A 24,275-nucleotide genomic window follows, 5' to 3' on the forward strand; every position below is an offset into this window, starting at 1 on the left:
TGCCCATCAATGCGCCCGGCCCGTGGGTGCCGGCACGTCGGGGTGAATCTCTGCGGCCATCAGCCCCTTGTCGCCATCCCCAAACCGCACGAGCACCGTCTGCCCGGGGCGAAGCTCGGTCAGACCGAAGCGCCGAAGGGTTTCCATATGGATGAAGATATCCTCGGTCCCGTCACCGCGCGTCAGGAAGCCGAAGCCCTTGGTGCGGTTAAACCATTTGACGAGCACGCGCTCGAGACCGCTGGTCGGCGTGACCTGTACATGCGTCTTGACGGGGGGCAGCTGCGAGGGATGAATGGCGGTCGACTGGTCCATCGACAGGATTCGGAACGCCTGGTATCCGCGATCACGCTTCTGGATCAGCGCCACGATGCGGGCACCTTCCAGAACCGTCTGGTAGCCGTCGCGCCGCAGGCAGGTCACGTGGAGCAGGACGTCCTGCATGCCGTTGTCGGGAACGATGAAGCCGAAGCCCTTAGCGACATCGAACCACTTGATGACGCCGGTGATCTCGATCAGATCCAGAGCGTCTCCGCCAAAGTCCTCATCTGGTGCGACATCTTTCGCCGAAATCCTGTCCACCATAATCTGCCAGCCCCTCGAATACGCATCACGATTGCTGCGGTTAACTGATTCTTGAGCATCAAGATAACATTGACCCGCCGCTTTTGGGCAAGCCCTCGGGAGGAAATTTGCCGCTATCGGTAAGCTATGGCTCTAGCCTTGTGTCTGGCTGGCGCAGCGCTAGATAGGAGGTTCAACAACAGGCAAGAGGGTTATCATGCGCTATCTGCACACCATGGTTCGGGTCAAGGACCTCGATCAGGCACTGCATTTTTATGGGACACTGTTCGGGCTGCAGGAAGTGCGGCGGACGGAGAACGAAAAAGGGCGCTTTACGCTCGTTTTCCTGGCGGCGCCAGGCGACATCGATCATGCGCAGTCCCGCCTCTCGCCATGCCTCGAGCTGACCTACAACTGGGATACGGAAGACTATACGGGCGGGCGCAATTTCGGCCATCTCGCTTATGAAGTCGACGATATCTACGCGATCTGCCAGAAGCTGATGGATGCGGGCGTCACGATCAACCGCCCGCCCCGCGACGGCAACATGGCATTCGTGCGCTCGCCAGACGGCATTTCCATCGAAATCCTGCAGAAAGGCGCGGCGCTTGCCCCGCAGGAGCCCTGGTCGTCGATGGAGAATACCGGCGCCTGGTAAACCAGACCGTCCACAGGAAGGAACACGACCTCGCGGCGCGCTTTTGCCCGCGCCGCGGGGTTACGACGCAAGCTCCACGCAACGGGGCCAGCGCATAGATCTCCCCACAGATCGGCCGGGACAGAGCGGCGCCGGGAAGCGGCCATGAAGGCGCGGACCCCCGCCTCGCCGGCGATCGGGAGATGCAGCCTTGCGACACGGCCCCTCGTTCAAACCACATTTCGGCAATATGGCTCTTGCTGTTCTGGCGGCAGGGCTGCTGACGGGGTGCGTCACCGGCAAACCCGTGGCCGACCAGCTGGTCGAAGGCGTCGCCGCCCCAGAAATCGGGGAGACCGACGTGCCCGTTGTCGCCTCCGGACCCACCTCAGCAACGCCGGCGGTCGCCCAGGCGACAGCAGCGACCGCGGCAGCACCGCAAGCCCCCCAGCTTCCCGCCGAGCCCGGACCCATCGTGATGCAGGGAACGGGATTGCAGGCGACCTCCAGCAGCATCTTCTCGACCGGCAGCGCAGGTGCGCAGGGCACGTCGCCGATTTCGGGCGGCGGATCATCGCCGGCAAGCCTTTTCCGCACCGCGCCCCAGCGTCAGGACGCACAGTCGCCCTACGCTCGTCAGACGCTGCCTCTCCAATCCTCGGATGCGGGCTATCCAGCCGGAGCGGGCGGCGTGCCCTTGGCTGCAAATGGCATGCCGGCCGAAGCGGCGCTCGCGAACCTCGCGCCCTCATCGCCACCGCCAGCCGCGCGCACGCCGGAGACGGCGGCATCGCTGATCGGGCTCTTCGGCCCCGCCCGCGCAGCCGCTGCCGCGGCGCCCGGCGCAGGGACGCGCGGAAAGGCGGGCAACACGCCGCCTGTTGCCCATGGAGCCGGAATGGCCCCGCAGCAGGCGGCCGCGCTCAGCTATACCGCCCTTCCCGGCATCCGGGCGCGTTCGATGTTTGCGACGGTGGATGACACCGCCGAGAATCACGATGATGCAAGCCCGAAGGTACAGATGGCGTCACTGTCGGGCCTTGCCCGTCTGGCGCCGAGCGGCCTGCTTCTCCAGACGGATACGGTTGAAACCGGCTGCTTCAAGCCGCAGCTGCTGAACATCCTGAAATCGGTGGAACAGCATTTCGGCAAGAAAGTGCTCGTCACGTCGGGACGGCGCAGCCTGAGTCACAATATCCGGGTCGGTGGACGGCCGCAGTCGCGGCACCTGACCTGCGAAGCTGCCGATATCCAGGTGGCGGGCGTCAGCAAATGGGACGTTGCGACCTTCCTGCGCGGCACGCAAGGTCGTGGCGGCGTCGGCACCTATTGCCACACACAGTCCGTCCATATCGATATCGGACCGCAGCGGGACTGGAACTGGTCCTGCGGACCAAGGGATGCATAAACACCTGATTTGACGAAGCATTCCGGCACAGGCGCAACTGCCTTCCACAGGTTTGAACTTTTTACGACAAAATGGCATTTGCGGCTTGCGATCCTGAAAACCGCTGACTATAAGACGGCCACCGCAAAGCGACTGCGCCCTTCGTCTATCGGTTAGGACACCAGATTTTCATTCTGGGAAGAGGGGTTCGACTCCCCTAGGGCGTACCACTTTGCGGTCAAAACCCCTCCCTTCGTTATTTCGTGGCTGGCTTTAACGGCTTCGCGCATCGCGTTGATCCAGCTTCCAAAAAGCGGAACCGCGGCGACGTTTTTTTTTCACAGGTTCCGCCATTTTTGCGCTTGCCTCCGGTCAATCCGCAGCCTATAAGCCGGCCACCAGCGAATGCGCCCTTCGTCTATCGGTTAGGACACCAGATTTTCATTCTGGGAAGAGGGGTTCGACTCCCCTAGGGCGTACCACCTGGCTCCCCCACTATTGGCTACCCTCGCAAGACACGCACTTTCCGCCTGCCGCTTCGCGGCACGGTTCTTGTTCTTGACCTCGGCAGCCTTGCGGACGATTCCCCGCCTTCCGCGTGAGTGACCGTTACAAGGCGCGGGCGGCGTCGATGATGCGGAGCTGGACACGCCGCGTGCCCTGCCAATGGTCGGCCGAGAGGCTGCCGGCGAGATGGATGGTCAAGCCGCGCGCGGCGAGGAGAAAGTCGCCGAGAGGCGTCTGGAAGGCTCGGAAGGCAATTGCGTCCAGCCGCGCGCCGTCCTGACCTTCAACCGTCACCTTCACATGGTCCGTACCGATCTGGCGGACGTCGCGGACCCGATGGGCCGGAATGGCGAAAATCGGCTGCGGGTGGCCAGACCCATAGGGCCCCGCCTGCTCCAGACGGTCGATCAGCTCGATGGTCGCGCCGGAGGCGGCGAGGGCCCCGTCGATCTTGACGGTCTCGGCAGCCACGAGATCGTGCACGGCGCGGTCGGCGCGCTCCTCGAGAAAGTGGCGCAGGCGCCCGAGTTGGGCACGCTCGATCGTAAGCCCGGCCGCCATCGCATGACCGCCGCCCTTGACGAGTATCCCCTCCTCGACGGCCGCACGAACGACCTTGCCGATATCGAAGCCCGCGATGGAGCGGCCGGAGCCGGTGCCCCGACCATTGAGATCGAAGGAGATGGCAAAGGCCGGGCGGCGAAAGCTCTCTTTCAGACGGGCTGCCAACAGTCCCACGATCCCCGGGTGCCAGTTCTCGCGCGCCGTGACGATCACGGACGCGCCATCGCCATTGCCGTATTCGGCCAAGGCTTCGGCCTGCGCCTCCATCAGCATCACCTGCTCGATCGCCTGGCGCTCGCGGTTGAGCTCATCCAGCCGGGCGGCCACGACGTCGGCCTCGTGGGTATCCTCGAGCGTCAGCAGACGACTGCCGAGCGCGGCATCGCCGATGCGGCCACCCGCGTTGATGCGCGGTCCGACGAGAAATCCGAAGTGATAGGGCGTGACAGGTCCGCTGAGACCCGCCTTGCGGAAGAGTGCCGCGAGGCCCGGGTTCTTCATGTGGCGGGCCGCGATCAGGCCCTTGACCACAAAGGCGCGGTTAAGCCCCTTCAAGGGAACGACGTCGCAGACGGTGGCTAGGGCGACGATGTCGAGATGGGAGAGGAGATCGAAGCTGCCGGCCCGCAGATCGCCCCGCTCGCGCAGGACACGCAGCAGGTTGACGAGCACCAGCATGACGACCCCTGCAGCACAGAGATGACCCTGCCCCGACAGATCATCCTCGCGGTTGGGATTGACGAGGGCAACGGCCGGCGGCAGCGCGCCGGAGACCTGATGGTGATCGATGACGACCACATCCACGCCGCGCGCGCGGGCCCGCTCCAGCGACTCATGGCTGGTGGAGCCGCAATCGACCATGACGATCAGCCCAGCCCCGTTGTCGATCAGCTTGTCGATGGCAGAGGGGTTGGGGCCGTAGCCTTCGAAGATCCGGTCGGGAATGTAGATCTCGGCCGTCACACCGAAATGCGTGAGCAGGCGATAGAGGATGGCGGAGGACGCGGCGCCATCGACGTCATAGTCGCCGAAAATGGCGACTCGCTCCCGATGTGCGATCGCATCGGCGATCCGGATCGCGGCCGCTCGGCAGTCCGTCAGGCGATCCGGGTCCGGCATCAGGTTGCGGATGGTCGGATCGAGGAATGCGACGGCATCTTCCTGCTGGACCCCGCGGCCGGCAAGAACGCGCGCAATGAGATCGGGGAGGCCGTGGACCTGGCTGATCGCCAAAGCCCTGTTCTGGCCTGCCTGATCGAGCCGCGACACCCATCTCTGGCCGGTGACCGATGTTTCGACGCCGAGAAACGCGCGCGGAACCGGATCCGGAAGCTCGTTCATGACGGCCTACTTCCACAAGACGCTGGCCGGCTGGCCGACAGTGCGGGCGAAACGGCGCCGATGTCAGTAATCCTTCGGACGCTCGATGCGGATGACCTGCGGTTCGCCGACGAGATAGCCTTCGCCCTTGATGGTGGCGACCGCATCGCGCACCGCGTGTTCGGCTGTCGCATGCGTCACGAGAATGATCGTCTGCGGCTTGCCGGTTTCCTGGGTATGCTTGGAATGCTGCATGATCGACTCGAGCGAGATGCCGTTTTCCGCCATGCGGGTCGCAACGCTCGCAAAGACGCCGGCGCGGTCGATCACCTTCAACCGGATGAAGTAGCCACCCTCGTGGCTCTGGATCTGCGCGCGGGTGTAGGGGATCAGCGCGTCGACGGGCCGACCGAAAGCCGGCACATGTTGCGCACCGGGGCGGCTCTTGGCGATATCGGCGATATCGCCGAGAACGGCAGATGCCGTCGCATTGCCCCCGGCACCCGGACCGACCATCAGAAGCTCGCCCAGAATGTCGGACTCGATCGCCACCGCATTGGTAACGCCATCGACCTGGGCGATGACGGAATCGAACGGCACCATGGTCGGATGCACGCGCTGCTCGATGCCGCCGCTGGTGGTGCGCTGGGCAACGCCGAGAAGCTTGATGCGGTAACCGAGATCGGCCGCCGCCTGGATATCTTCGATCGAGATATTGGTGATGCCTTCGAGATAGATGTCATCAGCCGCGATGGCCGTACCGAACGCCAGGCTGGTCAGAATCGACAGCTTGTGGGCCGTGTCGTTGCCCTCGATGTCGAAGGCCGGGTCCGCCTCGGCATACCCGAGCCGCTGGGCCTCCTTCAGGCAGGCCTCGAAGCTCAGGCCTTCCTTCTCCATCTTCGTCAGGATGTAATTGCAGGTGCCGTTCATGATGCCGTAGACGCGGGCGATCGTGTTGCCCGTCATCGACTCGCGCAGCGCCTTGATCACCGGAATCCCGCCGGCAACGGCCGCCTCGTAGTTCAAGAGAGCGCCATGCTTTTCGGCAAGGCCGGCCAGTTCGATACCGTGCGCCGCGAGCAGTGCCTTGTTGGCGGTGACCACGTGGATGCCGCGCGACAACGCGGCCTTGACCGCGGCATATGCCGGATCACCCGCCCCGCCCATCAGCTCGACGAACACGTCCATATCCGCTTCGGCCGCCAGGCGTCTGGCATCCGCGAACCAGATGTCGTCCGCAAGTGCGATCCCGCGATCCTTGGCGCGGTCGCGCGCGGTGACGGCAACGACCTCGATCGGCCGGCCGCAGGTCGTCGCAAGCGATTCGCGCCGCTCGGTGAGGATGCGGACCAGAGAGGCGCCGACGGTGCCCAAGCCCGCAATGCCGATTCTCAGCGCGTCTGCCATACTCATTGTCCTCACTGTCTCAAAACTGTCCCGCCGACGCTGCGGCGGGAGAATGGTGTCTCAGGTGTCCCGTTCGACGTCGGGCCTAGCGGTGGGCGTTGAGCGAAATCACGTTGTGGAGCGTGTCGTCCGCAGTGGACAGGAACTTCTTCAGGTTCCGTGCCGCCTGACGGATGCGATGCTCGTTTTCAACAAGCGCGATGCGGACATAGTCGTCGCCCTGCTCGCCAAAGCCGATGCCGGGTGCGACCGCGATGTCTGCCTTCTCGACCAGCAGCTTGGAAAATTCGAGCGAGCCGAGGTGCCGAAACTTCTCGGGAATCTTGGCCCAGGCAAACATCGTCGCTTCCGGCGGAGGCACGTCGAAGCCTGCCTTGCCGAAGCTTTCGACCAGCACGTCGCGACGACGCTTGTAGACCGCGCGAACTTCGGCGATGTCCGAGCCGTCACCGTTGAGCGCATGCGTGGCCGCCACCTGGATCGGCGTGAAGGCACCATAATCGAGATAGGATTTCACGCGTGTCAGCGCGGAGATGAGACGCTCGTTGCCCACGGCAAATCCGATGCGCCAGCCGGGCATCGAGAAGGTCTTGGACATGGAGGTAAATTCGACGGTGCAGTCCATCGCGCCGGGAACTTCGAGCACCGACGGCGGCGGCGTGTCGCCGAAGTAGATCTCGGAATAGGCGAGATCCGACAGGATGACGATGTCGTGCCGTTTGGCGAAGGCGACGACCTCCTTGTAGAAATCGAGCGTCGCCACGTGCGCCGTCGGGTTCGACGGATAGTTGATGATGAGCGCGATGGGCTTGGGGATCGAGTGCTTGATCGCCCGCTCCAGTGGCGGGAAGAACGTGTCGTCCGGCTCCACCGAGATGGACCGAATGACGCCACCGGTCATCAGGAAGCCGAAGGCGTGGATCGGATAGGTGGGATTGGGGCAGAGCACGACATCCCCGGGCGCGGTGATGGCCTGCGCCATATTGGCAAAGCCCTCCTTGGAGCCGAGCGTGGCCACAACCTGCGTGTCGGGATTGAGCTTCACCCCGAAGCGGCGTGCATAATAGGCAGCCTGCGCCCTGCGAAGACCGGGAATGCCCTTCGACGAGGAGTAGCGATGGGTCCGCGGATCGCGTACGACCTCGCAGAGCTTGTCGACGATGGCCTGGGGTGTCGGAAGATCGGGATTGCCCATGCCGAGGTCGATAATGTCGGCGCCACCCGCTCGCGCGCTTGCCTTCAGGCGATTGACCTGTTCGAAGACGTAGGGTGGCAGACGCCGGACTTTATGAAACTCTTCCATCTCTCTGACCTTGTCCAGAACGCCTGCATCCGGCCGGATGCGCGTGAGGGCGTCCTTTTGATGTAATTCGAACGGCGCATCGGCAAAATGATGGCGCGTCCGTCTGCAACATGCCCGCCGCACCCTTTCCGAAGCTGGTCTGCGCGCGGGCAAACCGGAAATGGCGCGACATTGAGAGATCTGCTGGCATTCGGACGCGTTCTACGGCCTGCAACGCTGCAGCGCGACCGGAAAACCCTATGGTAAAGGCTTGATCCACCCCTCGGTCGACGGTCTGGCTTTGCGTCCAATCGTCACGAAAGGCAAGTCTTAATTGCGAATCTCATTGAGCGTGTCGGCGCCGTGATGTTCGGCAAGGGCATTGAGTTCGGCAAGCCGGCGACGATATTCGGCCTCCGAGATGGCGCCTGACGCACGGCGTGCCGAAAGGGCGCTCAGCTTCGACGACAGGCTTGCCGCCTCCTCGTTCGTCATCTGCGGCGCCGCGGCAGGCAGCTTGCCCTCGATGCGCGGATACACATCCGTCGGCACCGGGCGCGCCATCGTGGACGTATAGCTCGGCGTGTTGTCGGCCCGGGGCGTGGTGCAGCCGACGGCGGCGGCGCAAAGCGCGCCCATCGCTGCAAGGCGCAGCTTCGAATGTCCCGACAGCAAATTCATATCATCCCTCTAAGCCCAGATCGTCCGCCGGTTACCGATTTGCGTGGCGCATCCCCGCCCCGCATGGCAACATGCGTCGGCACTTGTAGTGACATTCCGGCGAAATGTAAAAAGCCAAAAGCAAGAGATATTGCGGAGGATCTGGTGGGAGACGACAAGACGACCGGCGACGGCGCGCGCCCCTTTCCTGGCTTCGACCCGAAATCCATCGAAGCGTATATCATCAAGGATCCCGAAGCTCTCACCGTCAACCTCGCCCGCTCGCTGGAGCAGGTCGGAAAGGCGGCGTCCGCCTGGCTCGCCCCGCGTGAAAGCGGCGAGAAGGTCGACAGGATCGCCGACCCCATGACGGATCTGGTGAAAACGCTTTCCAAGGTCACCGAATACTGGATGGCCGATCCGCGGCGGTCGTTCGAGGCGCAGACCCATCTGATGACCAGCATGATGGGAATGTGGTCGCGCAGTCTCGAGAAGGTGAGCGGTCTGGAGGCGTCCGCGGGTCCGCCACCCGCCGCCGAGCCGCCACGCGACAAGCGCTTCGCGGATCCCGACTGGGTGGCCAACCCGTTCTTCGACATGCTGCGCCAGGCCTACCTCGTCCTTTCCGACTGGGCTGAAAAGATGGTGACGCGAACGGACGGGCTGGATGAGCACACCCGCCACAAGGCCGCCTTCTACGTCCGTCAGATCACGGACGCTCTCTCGCCGTCCAACTTCATCGCCACCAACCCGCAACTCTACCGAGAGACGGTCGCGGCGAACGGCGCCAATCTGGTCAATGGCATGCGGATGCTGGCGGAGGACATCCTGTCCGGCAATGGTGAGCTCCGCCTTCGACAAAGCGATACGAGCAAGTTCGCGATCGGCGAAAACATCGCCCTGACGCCCGGCAAGGTTTTGGCGCAAAGTGATATCTGTCAGGTCATCCAGTACGATGCGACGACGGAGACCGTGCTGAAGCGCCCTCTCCTCATCTGCCCGCCCTGGATCAACAAGTTCTACGTTCTCGACCTCAATCCGCAAAAATCCTTCATCAAGTGGGCCGTGGATCAGGGGCATACGGTCTTCGTCATCTCCTGGGTCAATCCCGACGAACGCCACGCCGCCAAGGACTGGGAGTCCTATGCGCGCGAGGGTATCGGCTTTGCCCTCGACACGATCGGCCAGGCGACGGGCGAGACCGACGTCAATGCCGTCGGCTACTGCGTCGGCGGTACGCTGTTGGCGGCGACGCTGGCGCTGCACGCCCAGGAGGGCGACACGCGGATCCGGTCAGCAACACTCTTTACGACGCAGGTCGACTTTACGCATGCGGGCGATCTCAAGGTGTTCGTCGACGAAGACCAGATCGCGCAGATCGAAACGCGGATGCGGGAAAAAGGCTACCTCGAAGGGTCAAGCATGGCGCTTGCCTTCAACATGCTGCGCGCTTCCGACCTGATCTGGCCGTATTTTGTCAACAACTACCTCAAGGGCGTCGAGCCCTCGGCCTTCGATCTTCTCTACTGGAACGCGGATTCGACACGGATGCCGTCGGCCAACCACTCTTTCTACCTGCGCAACTGCTATCTCGAAAACAAGCTCAGCCGCGGTGAGATGCAACTGGCGGGGAAGACGCTGTCGCTGAAAGACGTGACGATCCCGATCTACAATCTGGCGACCCGGGAAGATCATATCGCACCGGCCAAGTCCGTCTTTCTTGGCAGCAGCGCCTTTGGCGGAGACGTGACCTTCGTGCTCTCAGGTTCCGGCCATATCGCGGGCGTCGTCAATCCACCGGACAAGCGGAAATACCAGTTCTGGACCGGCGGGCCGCCGACCGGCGCATTGGACGACTGGATTGCGGCAGCGCAGGAAACACCGGGTTCCTGGTGGTCGAATTGGCATGACTGGGTGGCGTCCCTCGATGGCGAGCGGGTCAAGGCACGGCGGACGGGCGGTGCGATGAACTCGATCGAAGAGGCTCCGGGCTCCTATGTCCGGGTTCGCGCCTGAGCGACCCGCCGAAACCGTGCCCATGCCCGGATCCGTCCGAATTCTTACGAGGCCACCTGATTTTTCCGCATCGGTTCATTGCCGACCTCCCGGCTTGCCACTAGCATGAGCGGCGCCGCCCCCGTGGACCGGCACATCGTCCCCGGGGCAACCGCCCCATCGGGATCTTCAGAACAGCAGACGACGCACGACAGGCAAGCAGGAAAGGTCCGGCCATGGTCAACTATATCGAAGCGGCGGCCGCGCCCCAACGGAACACGGGCGTCATCCGGCTGCACACCGCGCAGGATTTCGAAGCCATGCGTCGCGCCTGTCTCGTCACGGCCCGCTGCCTCGATGCGCTGGTCGATATCGTCAAGCCCGGCGTCACCACCGACGCGATCGACCGGTTCGTGTTCGACTTCGGCATGGAAAACGGCGTCCTGCCTGCGACGCTGAACTATCGCGGCTATACCAAGTCTTCCTGCACGTCGATCAATCATGTCGTTTGCCATGGCATTCCGAACGACAAGCCACTGCGCGAAGGCGACATCGTCAATATCGACGTGACCTATGTCGTGGACGGCTGGCACGGCGATTCGAGCCGGATGTATCCGGTGGGCGAGATCAAGCGGGCCGCGCAGCGACTGCTCGAGGTGACGCATGAGTGCCTCATGCGCGGAATCGCGGCGGTGAAGCCCGGCGCCCGGATCGGTGCGATCGGCGAGGCGATCCAGACCTTTGCCGAGGCCGAGCGTTGCTCCGTGGTGCGGGACTTCTGCGGACACGGCGTCGGCAGACTGTTCCACGATGCGCCCAATATCCTGCATTACGGTCGCGCGAGCGACGGGCCGGAGATGCGCGAGGGCATGATCTTCACCATCGAGCCAATGATCAATCTCGGGCGGCCGCATGTTAAAGTGCTGGCGGACGGCTGGACGGCCGTCACGCGCGACCGGTCGCTGTCCGCCCAGTATGAACATGCGGTCGGGGTGACGGCCGATGGCTGCGAGGTCTTCACCCTCTCGCCTGCCGGCCTTGACCGGCCCGGTCTACCGGCGGCGTGATGGGAGCAAAACCACCCTTCGATACCGACGGCGATCCGCTGGAACCTCCGGACGAACGCGGCTTCTTCGCGGATCAGCCGGCCCGTTCCGCACCGTCGTCGCGACAGGGTCGGTTCGCACCGAAGCCGGAGACAAGGGACGACGACGCAGCGCACTACCTCGGACATCGAGACCGGCTGCGGCGCCGCTACCGAGACAATGGCGATACGGCGCTTGCCGACTACGAACTGCTGGAACTTCTCCTGTTCCGTCTCATTCCGCGCCGGGACACCAAGCCGATTGCCAAGGCGCTTCTCGACCGATTCGGCACGCTCTCTGGCGTCCTCGGCGCGCCGCCCTCCCTGCTGCAGGAGATCAAGGGCATCGGCGACACCGTGGCACTCGACCTGAAACTCATTTCGACCATCGCGCACAGGATGCTGAAAAGCGAGTTGCGCAGCAAGACGCTGCTGTCGTCTTGGTCGCAGGTGATCGAGTACTGCCATGCCGCCATGGCCAACGAGATGCGCGAACAGTTCCGGATCCTTTTTCTCGACAAGCGCAATGCGCTGATCGCCGACGAGGTCCAGCAGACGGGAACGATCGACCATACGCCCGTCTATCCGCGCGAAGTGATCAAGCGGGCTCTGGAACTGTCGGCAACCGCGATCATTCTCGTCCACAATCACCCGTCCGGCGACCCGACGCCGTCGCGGGCCGATATCGACATGACCAAGACGATCATCGACACCGCCAAGCCGCTGGGGGTCACGGTTCACGACCACATCATCATCGGTCGCGATGGTCATGCGAGCCTTCGCGGGCTGCGCCTCATCTAAAGCGCGTTGCGTAAAAACAGATTCACGCAACGCGCTTCACGTTCCTGTTTTGATGCATGCCGTTTCCCGAAACCGCTGCACACGTTCGGGCGACATGGATTAGGGCAAAGCCTGCGATTTCCGGCCAAGCTCGCGCAGGGCTTGCCGCCCTGTCGGTTTCCCGCCATTTCGCCCCCTTCACACCGTCTCCATGATTGACCTTTACGCGTTTGAGGCGCGACATTCGCCGCAACGCACAATGATTCATCGTTCTATCGGAAACACTCCATGATGCAGTATGACCTCATCGTCGTCGGCAGCGGCCCTGCTGGCCGCCGTGCCGCCATCCAGGCTGCCAAGCTTGGCAAGAAGGTGGTGGTGATCGAACAGGGCAAGCGCGTCGGCGGCGTCTCCGTTCACACCGGCACGATCCCCTCCAAGACCATGCGCGAAACCGCCCTCAATCTCTCCGGCTGGCGCGAACGCGGATTTTACGGGCGCGCCTACCGCGTCAAGGAGCAGATCAGCGCCGACGACCTGCGCCGTCGCCTGCTGATCACGCTCGACCACGAGGTGGAGGTGCTGGAGCACCAGTTTGCGCGCAACCGCGTGCAGCACCTGCGGGGACGCGCGAGTTTCGTGGATGCCACGACAATGCAGATCGCCAAGGAAGACGGCGAGGTCATGCAGATCACGGGCACGAGCATCCTGCTTGCCGTCGGCACAAAACCGTTCCGGCCCGACTACATCCCCTTCGACGGCAAGACCGTTCTCGACAGCGACGAATTGCTTGATATAGCGGAACTGCCGCGCTCGATGGCCGTCATTGGCGCGGGCGTCATCGGCATCGAATATGCGACGATCTTCAGCGCCCTCGATACGGCCGTGACGATCATCGATCCGAAATCGACTATGCTCGACTTCATCGACAAGGAGATCGTCGAGGATTTCACCTACCAGCTGCGGGATCGCAACATGAAGCTGCATCTCGGCCAGAAGGCCGACAAGGTGGAGCGCATGCCGGACGGACGGTGCCAGATCACGCTGGACAGCGGCCGCGTCATCATCTGCGAAATGGTCCTGTTTGCCGCAGGTCGCATGGGGGCGACAGAAACGCTCAATCTTGCGGCTGCCGGACTACAGGCCGACACCCGGGGGCGGCTCAGCGTCAATCCCGAGACGTTCCAGACGTCCGTGCCCAACATCTATGCAGCCGGCGACGTGATCGGCTTTCCAAGTCTCGCTTCGACCTCGATGGAACAGGGGCGGATCGCCGCCCGGGTCGCGGTCGGCGCCATCGCCAAGGAGCCACCGAAGTTCTTTCCGTACGGCATCTACGCCGTCCCCGAGATCTCGACCTGCGGCCTGACCGAGGAAGAGGTCAAGACCCGCGGCATCCCGTACGAGTGCGGCATCGCACGTTTCCGGGAAACGTCGCGTGGCCACATCATGGGACTGGATTCGGGACTTCTGAAACTCATCTTCTCTCTGAAGACGCGCCGCCTGCTCGGCATTCACATCGTTGGCGAAGGCGCGACCGAACTGGTGCATATCGGCCAGGCCGTCCTCAACCTGAAGGGAACGGTCGAGTATTTCGTCGAGAACACGTTCAACTACCCGACCCTTGCCGAAGCCTACAAGATCGCCGGCCTCGATGCCTGGAACCGCATGGGCGACCTGCAGGGCAGCGGACACTGACCGCGGAAAACATATCCGGCCGTCGGCCGGAGCCGTCCCGACGGTCTTGAAGACATCGCAAAGAAAAACCCCGCCGGCACGACCGGCGGGGTTTTTGTTTATCAGACGTCGCTGCGCTTATTCGGCAGCGGTGTCGTCGGCAGCCTTCTTCTTGGAAGCCGACTTCTTCTTAGGTGCGGGGGCTTCGGCGGATTCTTCGCCTTCAGCCGCTTCGGCCTTCGCAGCCGTCTTCTTCTTGGCAGACTTCTTGGCGGGCTTCTCGGCGCCGTCCTCGTCTTCCGCCATCAGCTCTTCCTTGCTGACCGTCTTGTCGGTCACGCTGACTTCGGACAGCAGATGGTCGACGACCTTTTCTTCAAACAGCGGTGCGCGCAGGGAAGCGGCCGCACCAGGCGTCTTCTGGAAATAGTCGATGATCTGCTTTTCCTGGCCGGGGAACTGGCGAAGCTGATCGAACAGCGAGCGCTGCATTTCTTCGTCCGTCACGGTCACACCGGCCTTCTCGCCGATTTCCGAGAGAACGAGACCGAGGCGCACGCGGCGTTCGGCCAGCTTGCGATACTCGACGCGTGCGTCTTCTTCGGTCGTGTCTTCGTCGGCGAAGGTCTTGCCGGCCTGTTCGAGGTCGGTGTTGATCTGGCGCCAGATGTTGTCGAACTCGGCATCCACGAGGCGCTGGGGCGTGTCGAACTGATACATCTCGTCCAGCTGGTCGAGCATCTGACGCTTGATCTTCTGGCGGGTCATCGAGCCGTACTGGCTCTCGATCTGCCCGCGAACGATCTCCTTCAGCTTGTCGGCCGATTCGACGCCGAGCTTGGTGGCGAGTTCGTCGTTGATCTCAACGGCACCGGGCGCGGCGACCGACTTGACCTTGATGTCGAAGGTGGCTTCCTTGCCGGCAAGGTTTGCAGCCGGATACTCGGCCGGGAACGTCACCGTGATGGTCTTCTCGTCGCCCGCAGACGCGCCGACCAGCTGCTCTTCGAAGCCGGGGATGAAGCGGTTGGAACCGAGAACGAGCTCGGCATCTTCGTCCTTGCCACCGTCGAAGGCTTCGCCCTCGACCTTGCCGAGGTAGTCGATCGTGACGCGGTCGCCGTTTTCAGCAGCACCGGTCTTGTCTTCGAACGTCCGCGCGCTTTCAGCGATACGCATGATCTGTTCGGTGACTTCGTCGTCGGCGATATCGACCACTTCGCGCGTGATCTTGATGCCGCTGACATCCTTCAGCTCGATTGCCGGGATGACTTCATAGGCCAGCGTGAATTCGAAATCGGCTTCGGCGCTGAGGATCTTCTCGGCTTCCGCCTCGTCCTCGGTCATTGCCACTTCCGGCTGGGTCGCAGACTTTTCGCCACGCTCGGAGAGGATCTCGGTGGGCTTGTCGCGCACCAGCTCGTTGACGAGTTCGGCCATGATCGACTTGCCGTACATCTTCTTCAGATGCGCGACGGGGACCTTGCCCGGACGGAAGCCATTGATCTTGACCTTGTCCTTTGCATCGGCCAGGCGCTCGTTCATGCGTGCCTGCATGTCCTTTGCCGGGATGACGACCTTGAGTTCGCGCTTCAGCCCGTCCGCGAGCGTTTCGATAACCTGCATGTTCCAACCTTCATTTCACGTTGACAGGGCTCTGCCATTGAATGCTTCAGGCGAGCCGATCCGGGTGCCGGGAATGGCTTTACGCAAATCGAACGCTGCTTTGCAAGCAAAACAGCGTTGCCGCAGGGTCGAAACGACCCCTCGTCACTCTGGTGCGGGTAGAGAGACTTGAACTCCCACGCCTTGCGGCACCAGAACCTAAATCTGGCGTGTCTACCAATTTCACCATACCCGCGTTCAGAAGCGGCTGCCTGGTCGCAACGGTCGAGCGGAATCGCGAGATTCCTGCTGCAACCGGGTCCAGGCCTTCCCGAGCGCGGCGTCTCTATAACACCCGTTCCCCGGGGATCAAAGGGAAAATGCGGTTTTCCCGGCCCGCGCACGGGTGGAACGTCGGGGGCGCCGGTCATGCCGCCTGATCCTGCCCGCGCCGAGACTTGCATCCGCCGCATGGGTGCGATGCAACAGACCCCCTGCCTCTAATCGATTTGATTGGCTATATCAGCGTCATGACAACGCGCCGGTGAGACATGCCGGCACTTCCAAAAAGGAAACCGACATGAACCTGACCCGCTCTTTCTCCACGTGGCGCAAGTATCGCCAGACCGTCTCCGAGCTCGGCCGCATGAGCGATCGCGAACTGAATGATCTCGGCATCGGCCGTAGCGAAATCCTGAGCGTCGCCCGCAAGGCTGTTCGCTAAGTTAAAAGCTGCCGAAAGCTTTTGAATCTCAACACCCTCCGGCCCTGCCGGAGGGTGTTTTCGTTTGCGCGCTCACACGTCGTCACCTTGCCTGTCGAGGCGCAATGGCGAGCCGCCACAAAATTGGTCAGACCCCTGGAATGCGCGCGAAATGAGCATGCATCTGCACAAATGCATGGCAGCTGCATAGTCTTTGCACTCCACCTGGCTGAGGCTTGAGCGTATAAGCAGCGTCAACGAGATCGCTGATCAATGCGTCTCACCCAGATACCGAAGGATAAGTCCATGAACCCCATTCGCATCGCAAAGAGCTGGATCAATTACCGCCGTACCGTTTCGGAACTCGGCAACCTTTCGAACCATGCCCTGTCGGACATCGGCATCACCCGCTTCGACATCCGCAACATTGCATCGCGCTCCTACCGTTAATCGTCGGATCGCCTGAACTGTATGCCAACGGCGCTCTTCGGAGCGCCGTTTTCGTTTGTTTGCCAGGCCGGCGCACACCAAACTGCGAGAGCGCCTGCCCTTCCGGGCGGCGATGTTTTGCTTTATGAACGCGCCATGACGAAGAACAGCTCCCACTCCCCCATCCATGTCGTCGGCGGCGGCCTCGCCGGCAGCGAGGCTGCCTGGCAGATTGCGCAATCCGGCATCCCGGTCATCCTGCACGAGATGCGCGGCGTCCGGGAAACCGAGGCGCACAAGACCGATCATCTCGCGGAACTGGTCTGCTCCAATTCGTTTCGCTCCGACGACGCGACCAGCAATGCCGTCGGCGTCCTCCATGCCGAAATGCGCCTCGCGGGCTCGCTGATCATGGCCTGTGCCGACCGGAACCAGGTGCCGGCGGGTGGGGCACTTGCCGTCGACCGCGAAGGGTTCTCGGCCTCCGTGACAAAGGCGATCAGCGGGCATCCCCTGATCACGCTCACACGCGAAGAGGTGTCCGCGCTTCCGCCCGAGGATTGGGATCTCGCCATCATCGCGACCGGTCCGCTCACCGCGCCGGCGCTGGCCGAAGCCATTCAGGCGCAAACCGGCGCCGACGCGCTCGCCTTCTTCGATGCGATCGCGCCGATCATTCATACCGAAACGATCGAAATGGACGTCTGCTGGTTCCAGTCGCGCTATGACAAGGTCGGCCCCGGCGGAACGGGCAAGGACTACATCAACTGCCCGATGGACGAAGCCCAGTACAATGCCTTCGTGGACGCCCTGGTGGCGGGTGACCGGATCGGCTTCAAGGAATGGGAGGGGACGCCTTACTTCGATGGCTGCCTGCCGATCGAGGTCATGGCGGAGCGTGGTCGCGAGACGCTTCGTCACGGCCCGATGAAGCCGATGGGCCTGACGAATGCGCACAATCCGACCGTCAAGCCCTACGCCGTCGTACAGCTGCGCCAGGACAATGCGCTGGGAACGCTCTACAATATGGTGGGCTTCCAGACGAAGCTGAAATACGGCGCGCAGGCGGATATCATCCGCATGATCCCGGGCCTCGAGAAAGCGGAGTTCGCGCGTCTGGGCGGTCTGCATCGCAACACCTATCTCAATTCGCCGATTCTGCTCGACCACTCGCTGACCTTGAAATCCCGCCCCGGCCTTCGTTTTGCCGGCCAGATCACCGGATGCGAGGGCTATGTGGAAAGCGCCAGCATCGGGCTCCTGGCAGGACGATTCGCCGCGGCCGAGCGACTGGGGCACCCGTTGAGCATGCCGCCGGCAACGACGGCCTTCGGCGCGCTGCTCGGGCATATCACCGGCGGCCACATCGTTTCCGTCGAAGAGCCGGGAAAGCGGTCCTTCCAGCCCATGAATGTCAATTTCGGCCTGTTTCCGCCGCTGGATCCCGGTGCGATCGTCAAGCCCGAGGGTGTCAAGCGCTTCCGCGGCAAGGACAAGGCCATCGTCAAGAAGAACCTGGTCGCAAGCCGCGCGCTTGCCGACTGCGCGACATGGCTCGGACAGGATGGCGAGGCGCTTCTGCGGTCGGCCTGAGGGACCAACCGCCCCTGCCCTCGACGCGCGGCCTTCCGGTTCAGGCGCTGAAACTGCCGAGGATCCAGAGCGAGACCTCGGCCGCAGTCTCCCCGGTCGCGAATTCGTAGGTTCCGTCGAAGATCGCCGTATCGCTGAACGACAGGCCAAGCCCGCGGCCGCTCGCGGCGTGGGTGATCCGCACCTTCCCGGGCACGATGAGGTGGCAGAGATAATGCCGTCCCTGCCCGAGAACGATGCCGGCCTTGCCGTCGTGAAGCCGCACGAAGAAGGCGTTTCCATCGGCGGTCGGATGGATGGCGCGGATCGCTTCATCGGGAAACGCTCGTCCGAAATCGAGAATCGCCTGCCCTTCGTCCGGCGTCGACAGATCGTCTGCCTGCTGGCGCTTCATGCGCTGGTAAATGTAGGCCGCGGCCAACAACGATGCGGCAATGGCGAACCAGGAAATCATCGCATTATCCATTTCAGGCGGCACCTTGGCTCGCAACGCATCGGGCACACCAGTACGGGGTATCCTGCTTATCCGTCGCTGACAGCCTGGCGCTGCCCGCTCGAGCACAAAGCACGCAGCGCGCCACGATGTGCAGACTGTCTCTGTTCTCACGGCTCGAGCTTTCCAAGTAACCCGCGAGGCTTGCGCGAAGTGTCCCCTAGACGTGGCCCGTCACCAGCGGCCGCTTCTGGCCGCGCGCCACATCCACCACTGGCGCCGCCATTGCGGTGGAACGATCGACGCGTCAAACACATCCGCGCCCAGCGTTTCCGCCCGCTTGAAAACCGTGTCCGCGAGCGCGACGGTCGCAAAGGCGGCCCGGTTCGTTCGAGAAATGGCCTTGGAGGCGCCCCGCGCCTTTTCGAGATGCTCGCGGCCCAAGCCGGCCAGAGCGGCGACCGCGCGCGAGGTCGCTGCCCGATCCTCCCCGTTCAGGAACGATGTTCGGTCGAGCCCGGTCGCAGCAAGAAGATCCGCCGGAAAATAGACCTGGCCACGGCGCCGGTGAACAGGGGCAAGCATCAGCAGGCCGGCGATCGTCTGGGCCACGCCGGCATGACCGGCGGCTTCGGCCGAACGTGGTGCCGTATCCGGGTCGAGGATGAGGCAGGCAAGTTGAATAAGCGCCGAGGCCGTTTCACCCGCATAGCCTTCGAGGGCACTCCGGCTCTCCATGGGATCGTCGTAGAGATCAAAGACGCGCGCGTCGATCATGTCGAGGAGCACGCCGATCGGCAGGCGCGCCTCCCGCACCGTGCGCAGCAGCGCTTCGGCCAGAGGATTCCCGTCGGCCTTCGCGCCCGTGACATCCTCCAGCGCATCACGCCACCATTGCAGGCGGATCTCGCCGGGAAGCGGCTCCCGGACGACATCGCGCACACGGGCAATCTCGGCATGAAACGCGTAAAGCGCTGCGAGCGGACCCTGCTTGTCCGGCGGTGCCAGCAGACAGGCCAGATAGCGGTCGCGGTCGCTCTCGCGAAGCGCGGCAAGACTGGGCGAAAAGTCCGGCTGGCCGGACATCGTGGCAGACGTGGTGGTATCGGACATCGGAGCGGTCACGTCACACGGCAATGAGCGCGGCGGCGACGTTGCGCTCTTCCGCCAACATGATGTTGTAGGTGCGCACGGCCGCGCCGGTGCTCATCGGGTCGGAAGAGATCGCATTGTTGCGCAGAGCCGTCTTCACGTCCGCAGCGAGCGGCCGGATATTCGCCCCGGTCCCCACGAGAATGACTTCGATGTCACCAGCCTCCGCGAGGACGCGCTCGAAATCCGCGGCCGTCAACGCTTCGCCCTCCTCCTTCTCCCAGCCATAGATGCCGGAAGGAAGCAGAAGCAGCGATCCACGATGCGACATGCCGGCAAAGCGGAAACCGCCGTTGCCATACGCGTCGATGGGGGCGCGGCCGGGGAAATGGGCATTGCGGACTTCGATCGGACGACGCATCAGGCTGCTCCATGAAGGTCGCGTGCCCGGGCGCGGGCGCGCTTCAGCCGGAACAGGATGAGCACCGGCCCAGCGACATAGATGGAGGAGAACGTGGCCACGGCCACCCCGAACATCAAGACGACGGCAAATGGTCGTATGGTGTCGCTGCCGAAGATGCTCAGGGCCGCCAGAGCCAGAAGCGTCGTCGCACCGGTCAGCACGGTCCGCGACAGGGTCTGATTGATGGCAGTGTCGATCAGGATCGGCAGAGGCATGCGCGGAAACCGGTTGAGGTTCTCGCGGATGCGGTCATACACGATGACCGTGTCGTTCAGCGAATAGCCGACGATGGTCAGCAAAGCCGCCACGCTCGTCAGGTTGAACTCCATGCCCGTCACGACGAACAGCCCGATCGTCAGGATGACGTCGTGCAGCGTCGCGACGATCGCACCGGCCGCGAACTGCCACTCGTAACGCGCCCAGATGTAGAGAAGGATGCCCAGCAGCGAGATGGCAACGCCGATGGACGCCGAACGGGTCAGCGTCTCGGAGACCGTGGGACCGACCACTTCGACGCGTCGGAGATCATAGGCGCTGTCCAGTTCGTCGCGGATGAGAATGACCGCCGTCTGCTCGGCATTCTCACCCCCATCCCGCGACTGGACGCGAATGACCGCGTCGCGCGGCGAGCCATATCGCTCGACGGAAATGTCACCGAGGTTGAGCTGGTCGAGGCGCGCGCGAATATCGCCGATATTGGCGTTCCCCTCCCGCGCCTGCACCTCGATGACGGAACCTCCCGAGAAGTCAATGCCGAGATTGATGCCGAACAGACCAAAGAGCACGACGGTGAGGATCGACAGGACCGCCGTGATGGAAAACACGAAACGGCGTGCCGCCATGAACCGAAACGACAGGCGGTCGAACATCGCCGTCTTGATGCCGCGCGGCAGGCGCTTGCGCGGCCGCCGCCGCTGCCAGGCCTCCAGCATCACGCGGGTCAGCGTGAACGCCGTGAACAGCGTGGTGACAATGCCGATGGCCAGCGTGACCGCGAAGCCGCGAATGGCGCCGCTGCCGAGATAGAGAAGGATGATCGCGGCGATGAGCGTCGTGATGTTCGCATCCACGATTGCGCCGAAAGCGCGGGCAAAGCCAAGCTGGATCGCCTGGCGGAAATCCCGCCCCGCGGCAGCCTCTTCGCGAAAGCGCTCGAAGATGAGCACGTTGGAATCGACGGCTACCCCGATCGTCAGCACGATGCCGGCGAGTCCTGGAAGCGTCAGCGGCAAACCCGTGGCTGTGAGAACCGCAACGATCATGATGACATTGAGGACGACCGCAATGCTGGCGACGACGCCGAACCGCCCGTAGAAGCCGACCATGAAGGCGATGATGACGATCGTGCCGACGGCGCCGGCGACGAGCATGGACTCGATGCTGTCGGAACCGCGCCCAACGCCGATGGTGCGCTCTTCGGCAACCGTGATGGCGGCCGGCAGAGCGCCGGCACGCAGCACGAGCGCCAGATCCTGCGCACCTTCCGGCGTCATCTCCGGCGCAAGTCGTATGCGCCCGTCCGTAACGGCCTGACGGATCAGCGGGGTCGAGATCACCGAACCGTCGAGAACGACCGCCATGGTCGTGCCGGCCGCCGTCCTGCTCGCTTCGGCAAAGCGACGTGCGCCGTCTTCGGTAAAGACGAGATCGACGACCGGAGCGCCATCCGGCCCGTCGGTCGTGGCCGTGGCATCGGCGACATCGGCCGTCGTGACCACCGGCTGGCGCTTGACCAGCGTGGCGACCGGCGGATCTTCCGCGGAATAGAGAACTTCGGAGCCGGCAGGCGGCGCATTGCTCACAGCAGTCTCGACGGTGGTGGACATATCCACCAGGCGGAACGAAAATTCACCGCCTTGCGCGAGCACGGTCTTCAGCTGCTCGGAGTCGTAGAGGCCGGGAACCTGCACCACGATCCGATCGGCCCCCTGCCGACCGAGACGCGGCGCGACGACGCCCAGTTCCACAAGCCGCCGCTCGAGGACCGCGATGCTGTCGGCCACAGCATCGCCGAGACGCGCATCGATGCCTTCCGGCGTCAGACTGAGCTGCGACTGGCCGTCCTGCGTGCCGACGAACCGCAACTCGCTGACGGCCTTGCCGCCACGACCGCGATCGACCGTGCCCACCAGCGGCGCCAGCACCTGCGGCAAGGTCGAGGCCTTGGCCGCGTCCTGGAGCGAAAAGGTGATATCCTCGCCGACGCCCGAAAGATCGGTGAAGGCGAGATTGGCGTTGCGCAACTGGGCCGCAACGGCCTGCGTCGCAGCCTGCAGCCGGGTGCGCGCCACATCATCCCGCTCGACCTTGAGCACGATGCGCGAACCGCCGGACAGATCCAGCCCGAGCGCCACCTGACGGGCGGACACCCACGCCGGAAGGCTGTCGAGAAGCGAACGTGGCAGCACGTTCGGCAGGGCCACGACGAAGCTCGCGAGAACGACGAGCCAGACGAGAACAGTTCCCCAGCGTGAGGTTTGCGGCATGACGCTCCCGGCGCTTCGCAGTGGATCAATCGGATCGTCGTCGTTGCCGCCAGCGGCCCGTTATTCCTTGACGGGTTCGCCCTTGACGCGGACTTCGGTCACACCACTGCGTACCACACGAATCTTGATGCCGTCAGCAATTTCCACTTCGAGTTCACCGTCGTCGATGACCTTCGTGACCTTGCCCACGATGCCGCCGCCCGTGACGACCTGATCGCCGCGACGGATGTTCTTCAACAATTCCTCGCGACGCTTCAGCGCAGCGCGCTGCGGACGGATGATCAGGAAGTACATCACGACGAAGATCAGCAGGAACGGCAGAATGGACATGAGAATGTCCGCGCCGCCAGCGCCGGTTGCACCAGGCGTCTGCGCAAAAGCTTCCGTAATGAACATCGATCACTCCTCAAATAACAACGACTGCGGCCGGATAGGCGGAACGCCATCTCGCGGAATGGCCGCACTATAAGAATGGCCGCTACGATTGCAACGCGCCGAACCATGCCTCTCGCATAGTTTATCCCGGCGCAGAAGGGCTTTTCAGCCGCCGGATGACCTTTCCCCAGACAAGGACGCGTGTTAGCGCAGCCCGGACGCCGGAGAAGGCACCCGAAGCGATAGCGGGCGAGAGGAGACCGATATGAGCGAAGCGACACTCGAACGGCTGATGGAAGAGGTTCGCAGGCTGTCTGCGGCCGTGGAGCGCATCGCGGGGCCCGCACCCGCGGTCAATACGATTGACGCTGCGGAGTGCTTCGTCTGGGCACCATTGCGGGCATATCTGCAGCCCGTCGCGCGACCGAACCGGATCGACCTCTCCCTGATCCAGAGCGTCGATCATGTTCGCGACATCCTGCTCGACAACACGTTGCGCTTTGCCGGAGGATATCCGGCAAACAATGTCCTTCTCTGGGGCGCGCGGGGCATGGGCAAGTCCTCGCTCGTCAAATCCGTCCACGCTGCCGTGATCCAGCGCACCGGCGTGCCGCTCAAGCTCGTGGAGGTGCATCGCGAGGACATCGCGACCTTGCCGCAGCTCATGGACATTCTGAAAGCGGCCCCCGTGCCGTTCATCGTCTTTTGCGACGACCTCTCGTTCGACCATGACGATACGTCGTACAAATCCCTGAAGGCGGTCCTCGACGGGGGGATCGAGGGACGACCGGACAATGTCCTGCTCTACGCCACCTCCAATCGCCGCCACCTCTTGCCGCGCGACATGATGGAGAACGAGCGCTCGACGGCGATCAACCCTTCCGAGGCCGTCGAGGAAAAGGTCTCGCTGTCGGATCGTTTCGGCTTGTGGCTCGGATTCTACAAATGCAGCCAGGACGACTATCTCGGGATGATCGATGCCTATGCCGAGCATTTTGCGATTCCGGTCTCCAAGGAGACCCTTCACGCACAAGCGCTGGAATGGAGCACCACGCGCGGCGGACGTTCGGGGCGGGTGGCCTGGCAGTTCATCCAGGATCTGGCGGGCCGCACGCGGACGCGGATTGCAGACGCGGGCGAACGCGGCGCGGACGCGTGAGACGGCTGAGACACCTGTCCTCAATCACAGCAACACCCCATATGCAAAATCCCCGGACATGCCGGGGATA

General features: G+C 63.3%; 21 protein-coding genes and 3 tRNA genes. 12 read left to right on the forward strand and 12 right to left on the reverse strand.

Annotation, left to right across the window (positions count from 1 at the left end):
- Positions 1-6 precede the first annotated feature (6 nt).
- On the reverse strand, positions 7-585 hold the full coding sequence (locus ASG25_RS00350; RefSeq protein WP_062468024.1) for a cold-shock protein: 579 nt from the start codon (positions 583-585) through the stop codon (positions 7-9).
- A gap of 196 nt (positions 586-781) precedes the next feature.
- Here ASG25_RS00350 and ASG25_RS00355 point away from each other — a divergent pair, with 196 nt between their 5' ends.
- The 4 genes from ASG25_RS00355 to ASG25_RS00370 all read left to right on the forward strand — a co-directional run bounded on the left by ASG25_RS00355 (position 782) and on the right by ASG25_RS00370 (position 3,070).
- Positions 782-1,222 carry a VOC family protein gene (locus ASG25_RS00355; protein WP_062468026.1) on the forward strand — a complete coding sequence of 147 codons (441 nt, stop codon included), beginning with the start codon at positions 782-784 and terminating at the stop codon, positions 1,220-1,222.
- Positions 1,223-1,412: 190 nt separating this feature from the next.
- The gene (locus ASG25_RS00360; protein WP_244479286.1) at positions 1,413-2,609 is read left to right on the forward strand and encodes a D-Ala-D-Ala carboxypeptidase family metallohydrolase; all 1,197 of its coding nucleotides are present in this window, start codon (positions 1,413-1,415) and stop codon (positions 2,607-2,609) included.
- A 134-nt stretch (positions 2,610-2,743) separates the two neighbouring features.
- Positions 2,744-2,818: transfer RNA gene (locus tag ASG25_RS00365), tRNA-Glu, on the forward strand.
- A 177-nt stretch (positions 2,819-2,995) separates the two neighbouring features.
- Positions 2,996-3,070: transfer RNA gene (locus tag ASG25_RS00370), tRNA-Glu, on the forward strand.
- 127 nt (positions 3,071-3,197) lie between these two features.
- Here ASG25_RS00370 and recJ read toward each other — a convergent pair.
- The 4 genes from recJ to ASG25_RS00390 form a co-directional block, all read right to left on the reverse strand.
- Entirely contained in the window at positions 3,198-5,000 is a 1,803-nt protein-coding gene (gene recJ / locus ASG25_RS00375; RefSeq protein ID WP_062468030.1) for a single-stranded-DNA-specific exonuclease RecJ, read from the reverse strand.
- A 63-nt stretch (positions 5,001-5,063) separates the two neighbouring features.
- Positions 5,064-6,389 carry a homoserine dehydrogenase gene (locus tag ASG25_RS00380; protein WP_062468032.1) on the reverse strand — a complete coding sequence of 442 codons (1,326 nt, stop codon included), beginning with the start codon at positions 6,387-6,389 and terminating at the stop codon, positions 5,064-5,066.
- An 85-nt stretch (positions 6,390-6,474) separates the two neighbouring features.
- Positions 6,475-7,692 carry an LL-diaminopimelate aminotransferase gene (locus ASG25_RS00385; RefSeq protein ID WP_062471765.1) on the reverse strand — a complete coding sequence of 406 codons (1,218 nt, stop codon included), beginning with the start codon at positions 7,690-7,692 and terminating at the stop codon, positions 6,475-6,477.
- A 309-nt stretch (positions 7,693-8,001) separates the two neighbouring features.
- Positions 8,002-8,352, reverse strand: a complete 351-nt coding sequence (locus ASG25_RS00390) for an SHOCT domain-containing protein (RefSeq protein ID WP_062468034.1) — start codon at positions 8,350-8,352, stop codon at positions 8,002-8,004.
- 144 nt (positions 8,353-8,496) lie between these two features.
- Between ASG25_RS00390 and phaC the strand changes: the two genes are divergently transcribed.
- The 4 genes from phaC (at position 8,497) to sthA (ending at position 13,888) form a co-directional block, all read left to right on the forward strand.
- Positions 8,497-10,347 carry a class I poly(R)-hydroxyalkanoic acid synthase gene (phaC, locus tag ASG25_RS00395; RefSeq protein ID WP_244479287.1) on the forward strand — a complete coding sequence of 617 codons (1,851 nt, stop codon included), beginning with the start codon at positions 8,497-8,499 and terminating at the stop codon, positions 10,345-10,347.
- A gap of 215 nt (positions 10,348-10,562) precedes the next feature.
- Positions 10,563-11,393, forward strand: coding sequence for a type I methionyl aminopeptidase (gene map / locus ASG25_RS00400; RefSeq protein WP_062468036.1), 831 nt, complete (start codon positions 10,563-10,565; stop codon positions 11,391-11,393).
- Entirely contained in the window at positions 11,393-12,211 is an 819-nt protein-coding gene (gene radC / locus ASG25_RS00405) for a DNA repair protein RadC (protein ID WP_062468038.1), read from the forward strand. Before map ends, radC begins: the two co-directional genes overlap by 1 nt.
- A 267-nt stretch (positions 12,212-12,478) precedes the next feature.
- The gene (gene sthA, locus ASG25_RS00410) at positions 12,479-13,888 is read left to right on the forward strand and encodes a Si-specific NAD(P)(+) transhydrogenase (RefSeq protein ID WP_062468040.1); all 1,410 of its coding nucleotides are present in this window, start codon (positions 12,479-12,481) and stop codon (positions 13,886-13,888) included.
- A gap of 117 nt (positions 13,889-14,005) precedes the next feature.
- Here the strand turns inward: sthA and tig are convergent, their stop codons facing one another.
- Entirely contained in the window at positions 14,006-15,493 is a 1,488-nt protein-coding gene (gene tig, locus ASG25_RS00415) for a trigger factor (RefSeq protein WP_062468042.1), read from the reverse strand.
- Between the two features lie 150 nt (positions 15,494-15,643).
- Positions 15,644-15,728, reverse strand: a tRNA-Leu gene (locus ASG25_RS00420).
- 324 nt (positions 15,729-16,052) lie between these two features.
- Here ASG25_RS00420 and ASG25_RS21955 point away from each other — a divergent pair.
- From ASG25_RS21955 to trmFO, 3 genes are all read left to right on the forward strand, one after another.
- Entirely contained in the window at positions 16,053-16,196 is a 144-nt protein-coding gene (locus ASG25_RS21955; RefSeq protein ID WP_082475883.1) for a DUF1127 domain-containing protein, read from the forward strand.
- A 285-nt stretch (positions 16,197-16,481) separates the two neighbouring features.
- Positions 16,482-16,625: a DUF1127 domain-containing protein gene (locus ASG25_RS21960; protein WP_082475898.1), complete on the forward strand. Its 144-nt coding sequence runs from the start codon at positions 16,482-16,484 to the stop codon at positions 16,623-16,625.
- 135 nt (positions 16,626-16,760) lie between these two features.
- Entirely contained in the window at positions 16,761-18,197 is a 1,437-nt protein-coding gene (trmFO, locus tag ASG25_RS00425; protein ID WP_062468043.1) for a methylenetetrahydrofolate--tRNA-(uracil(54)-C(5))-methyltransferase (FADH(2)-oxidizing) TrmFO, read from the forward strand.
- A gap of 40 nt (positions 18,198-18,237) precedes the next feature.
- On the opposite strand, the gene ASG25_RS00430 is transcribed toward trmFO, so the two are convergent.
- From ASG25_RS00430 to yajC, 5 genes are all read right to left on the reverse strand, one after another.
- Entirely contained in the window at positions 18,238-18,651 is a 414-nt protein-coding gene (locus ASG25_RS00430; protein WP_062468045.1) for a hypothetical protein, read from the reverse strand.
- Positions 18,652-18,864: 213 nt separating this feature from the next.
- Positions 18,865-19,743 (reverse strand): phytoene/squalene synthase family protein, encoded by an 879-nt coding sequence (locus ASG25_RS00435; protein WP_244479288.1) that lies wholly within the window; start codon positions 19,741-19,743, stop codon positions 18,865-18,867.
- A 13-nt stretch (positions 19,744-19,756) separates the two neighbouring features.
- Complete coding sequence (locus tag ASG25_RS00440) at positions 19,757-20,143, reverse strand: Mth938-like domain-containing protein (RefSeq protein ID WP_062468047.1); 387 nt, start codon at positions 20,141-20,143, stop codon at positions 19,757-19,759.
- Positions 20,143-22,671, reverse strand: a complete 2,529-nt coding sequence (gene secD, locus ASG25_RS00445) for a protein translocase subunit SecD (protein WP_062468049.1) — start codon at positions 22,669-22,671, stop codon at positions 20,143-20,145. Before secD ends, ASG25_RS00440 begins: the two co-directional genes overlap by 1 nt.
- Positions 22,672-22,731: 60 nt before the next feature.
- A complete protein-coding gene (gene yajC, locus ASG25_RS00450) occupies positions 22,732-23,067 on the reverse strand; it encodes a preprotein translocase subunit YajC (RefSeq protein ID WP_062468050.1) in 336 nt (111 codons plus the stop codon).
- Between the two features lie 244 nt (positions 23,068-23,311).
- On the opposite strand from yajC, the gene ASG25_RS00455 reads away from it, so the two are divergent.
- Positions 23,312-24,205 (forward strand): ATP-binding protein, encoded by an 894-nt coding sequence (locus ASG25_RS00455; protein WP_062468052.1) that lies wholly within the window; start codon positions 23,312-23,314, stop codon positions 24,203-24,205.
- Positions 24,206-24,275 lie beyond the last annotated feature (70 nt).

This window comes from Rhizobium sp. Leaf384 (assembly GCF_001424065.1).
GTDB lineage: Bacteria > Pseudomonadota > Alphaproteobacteria > Rhizobiales > Rhizobiaceae > Ferranicluibacter.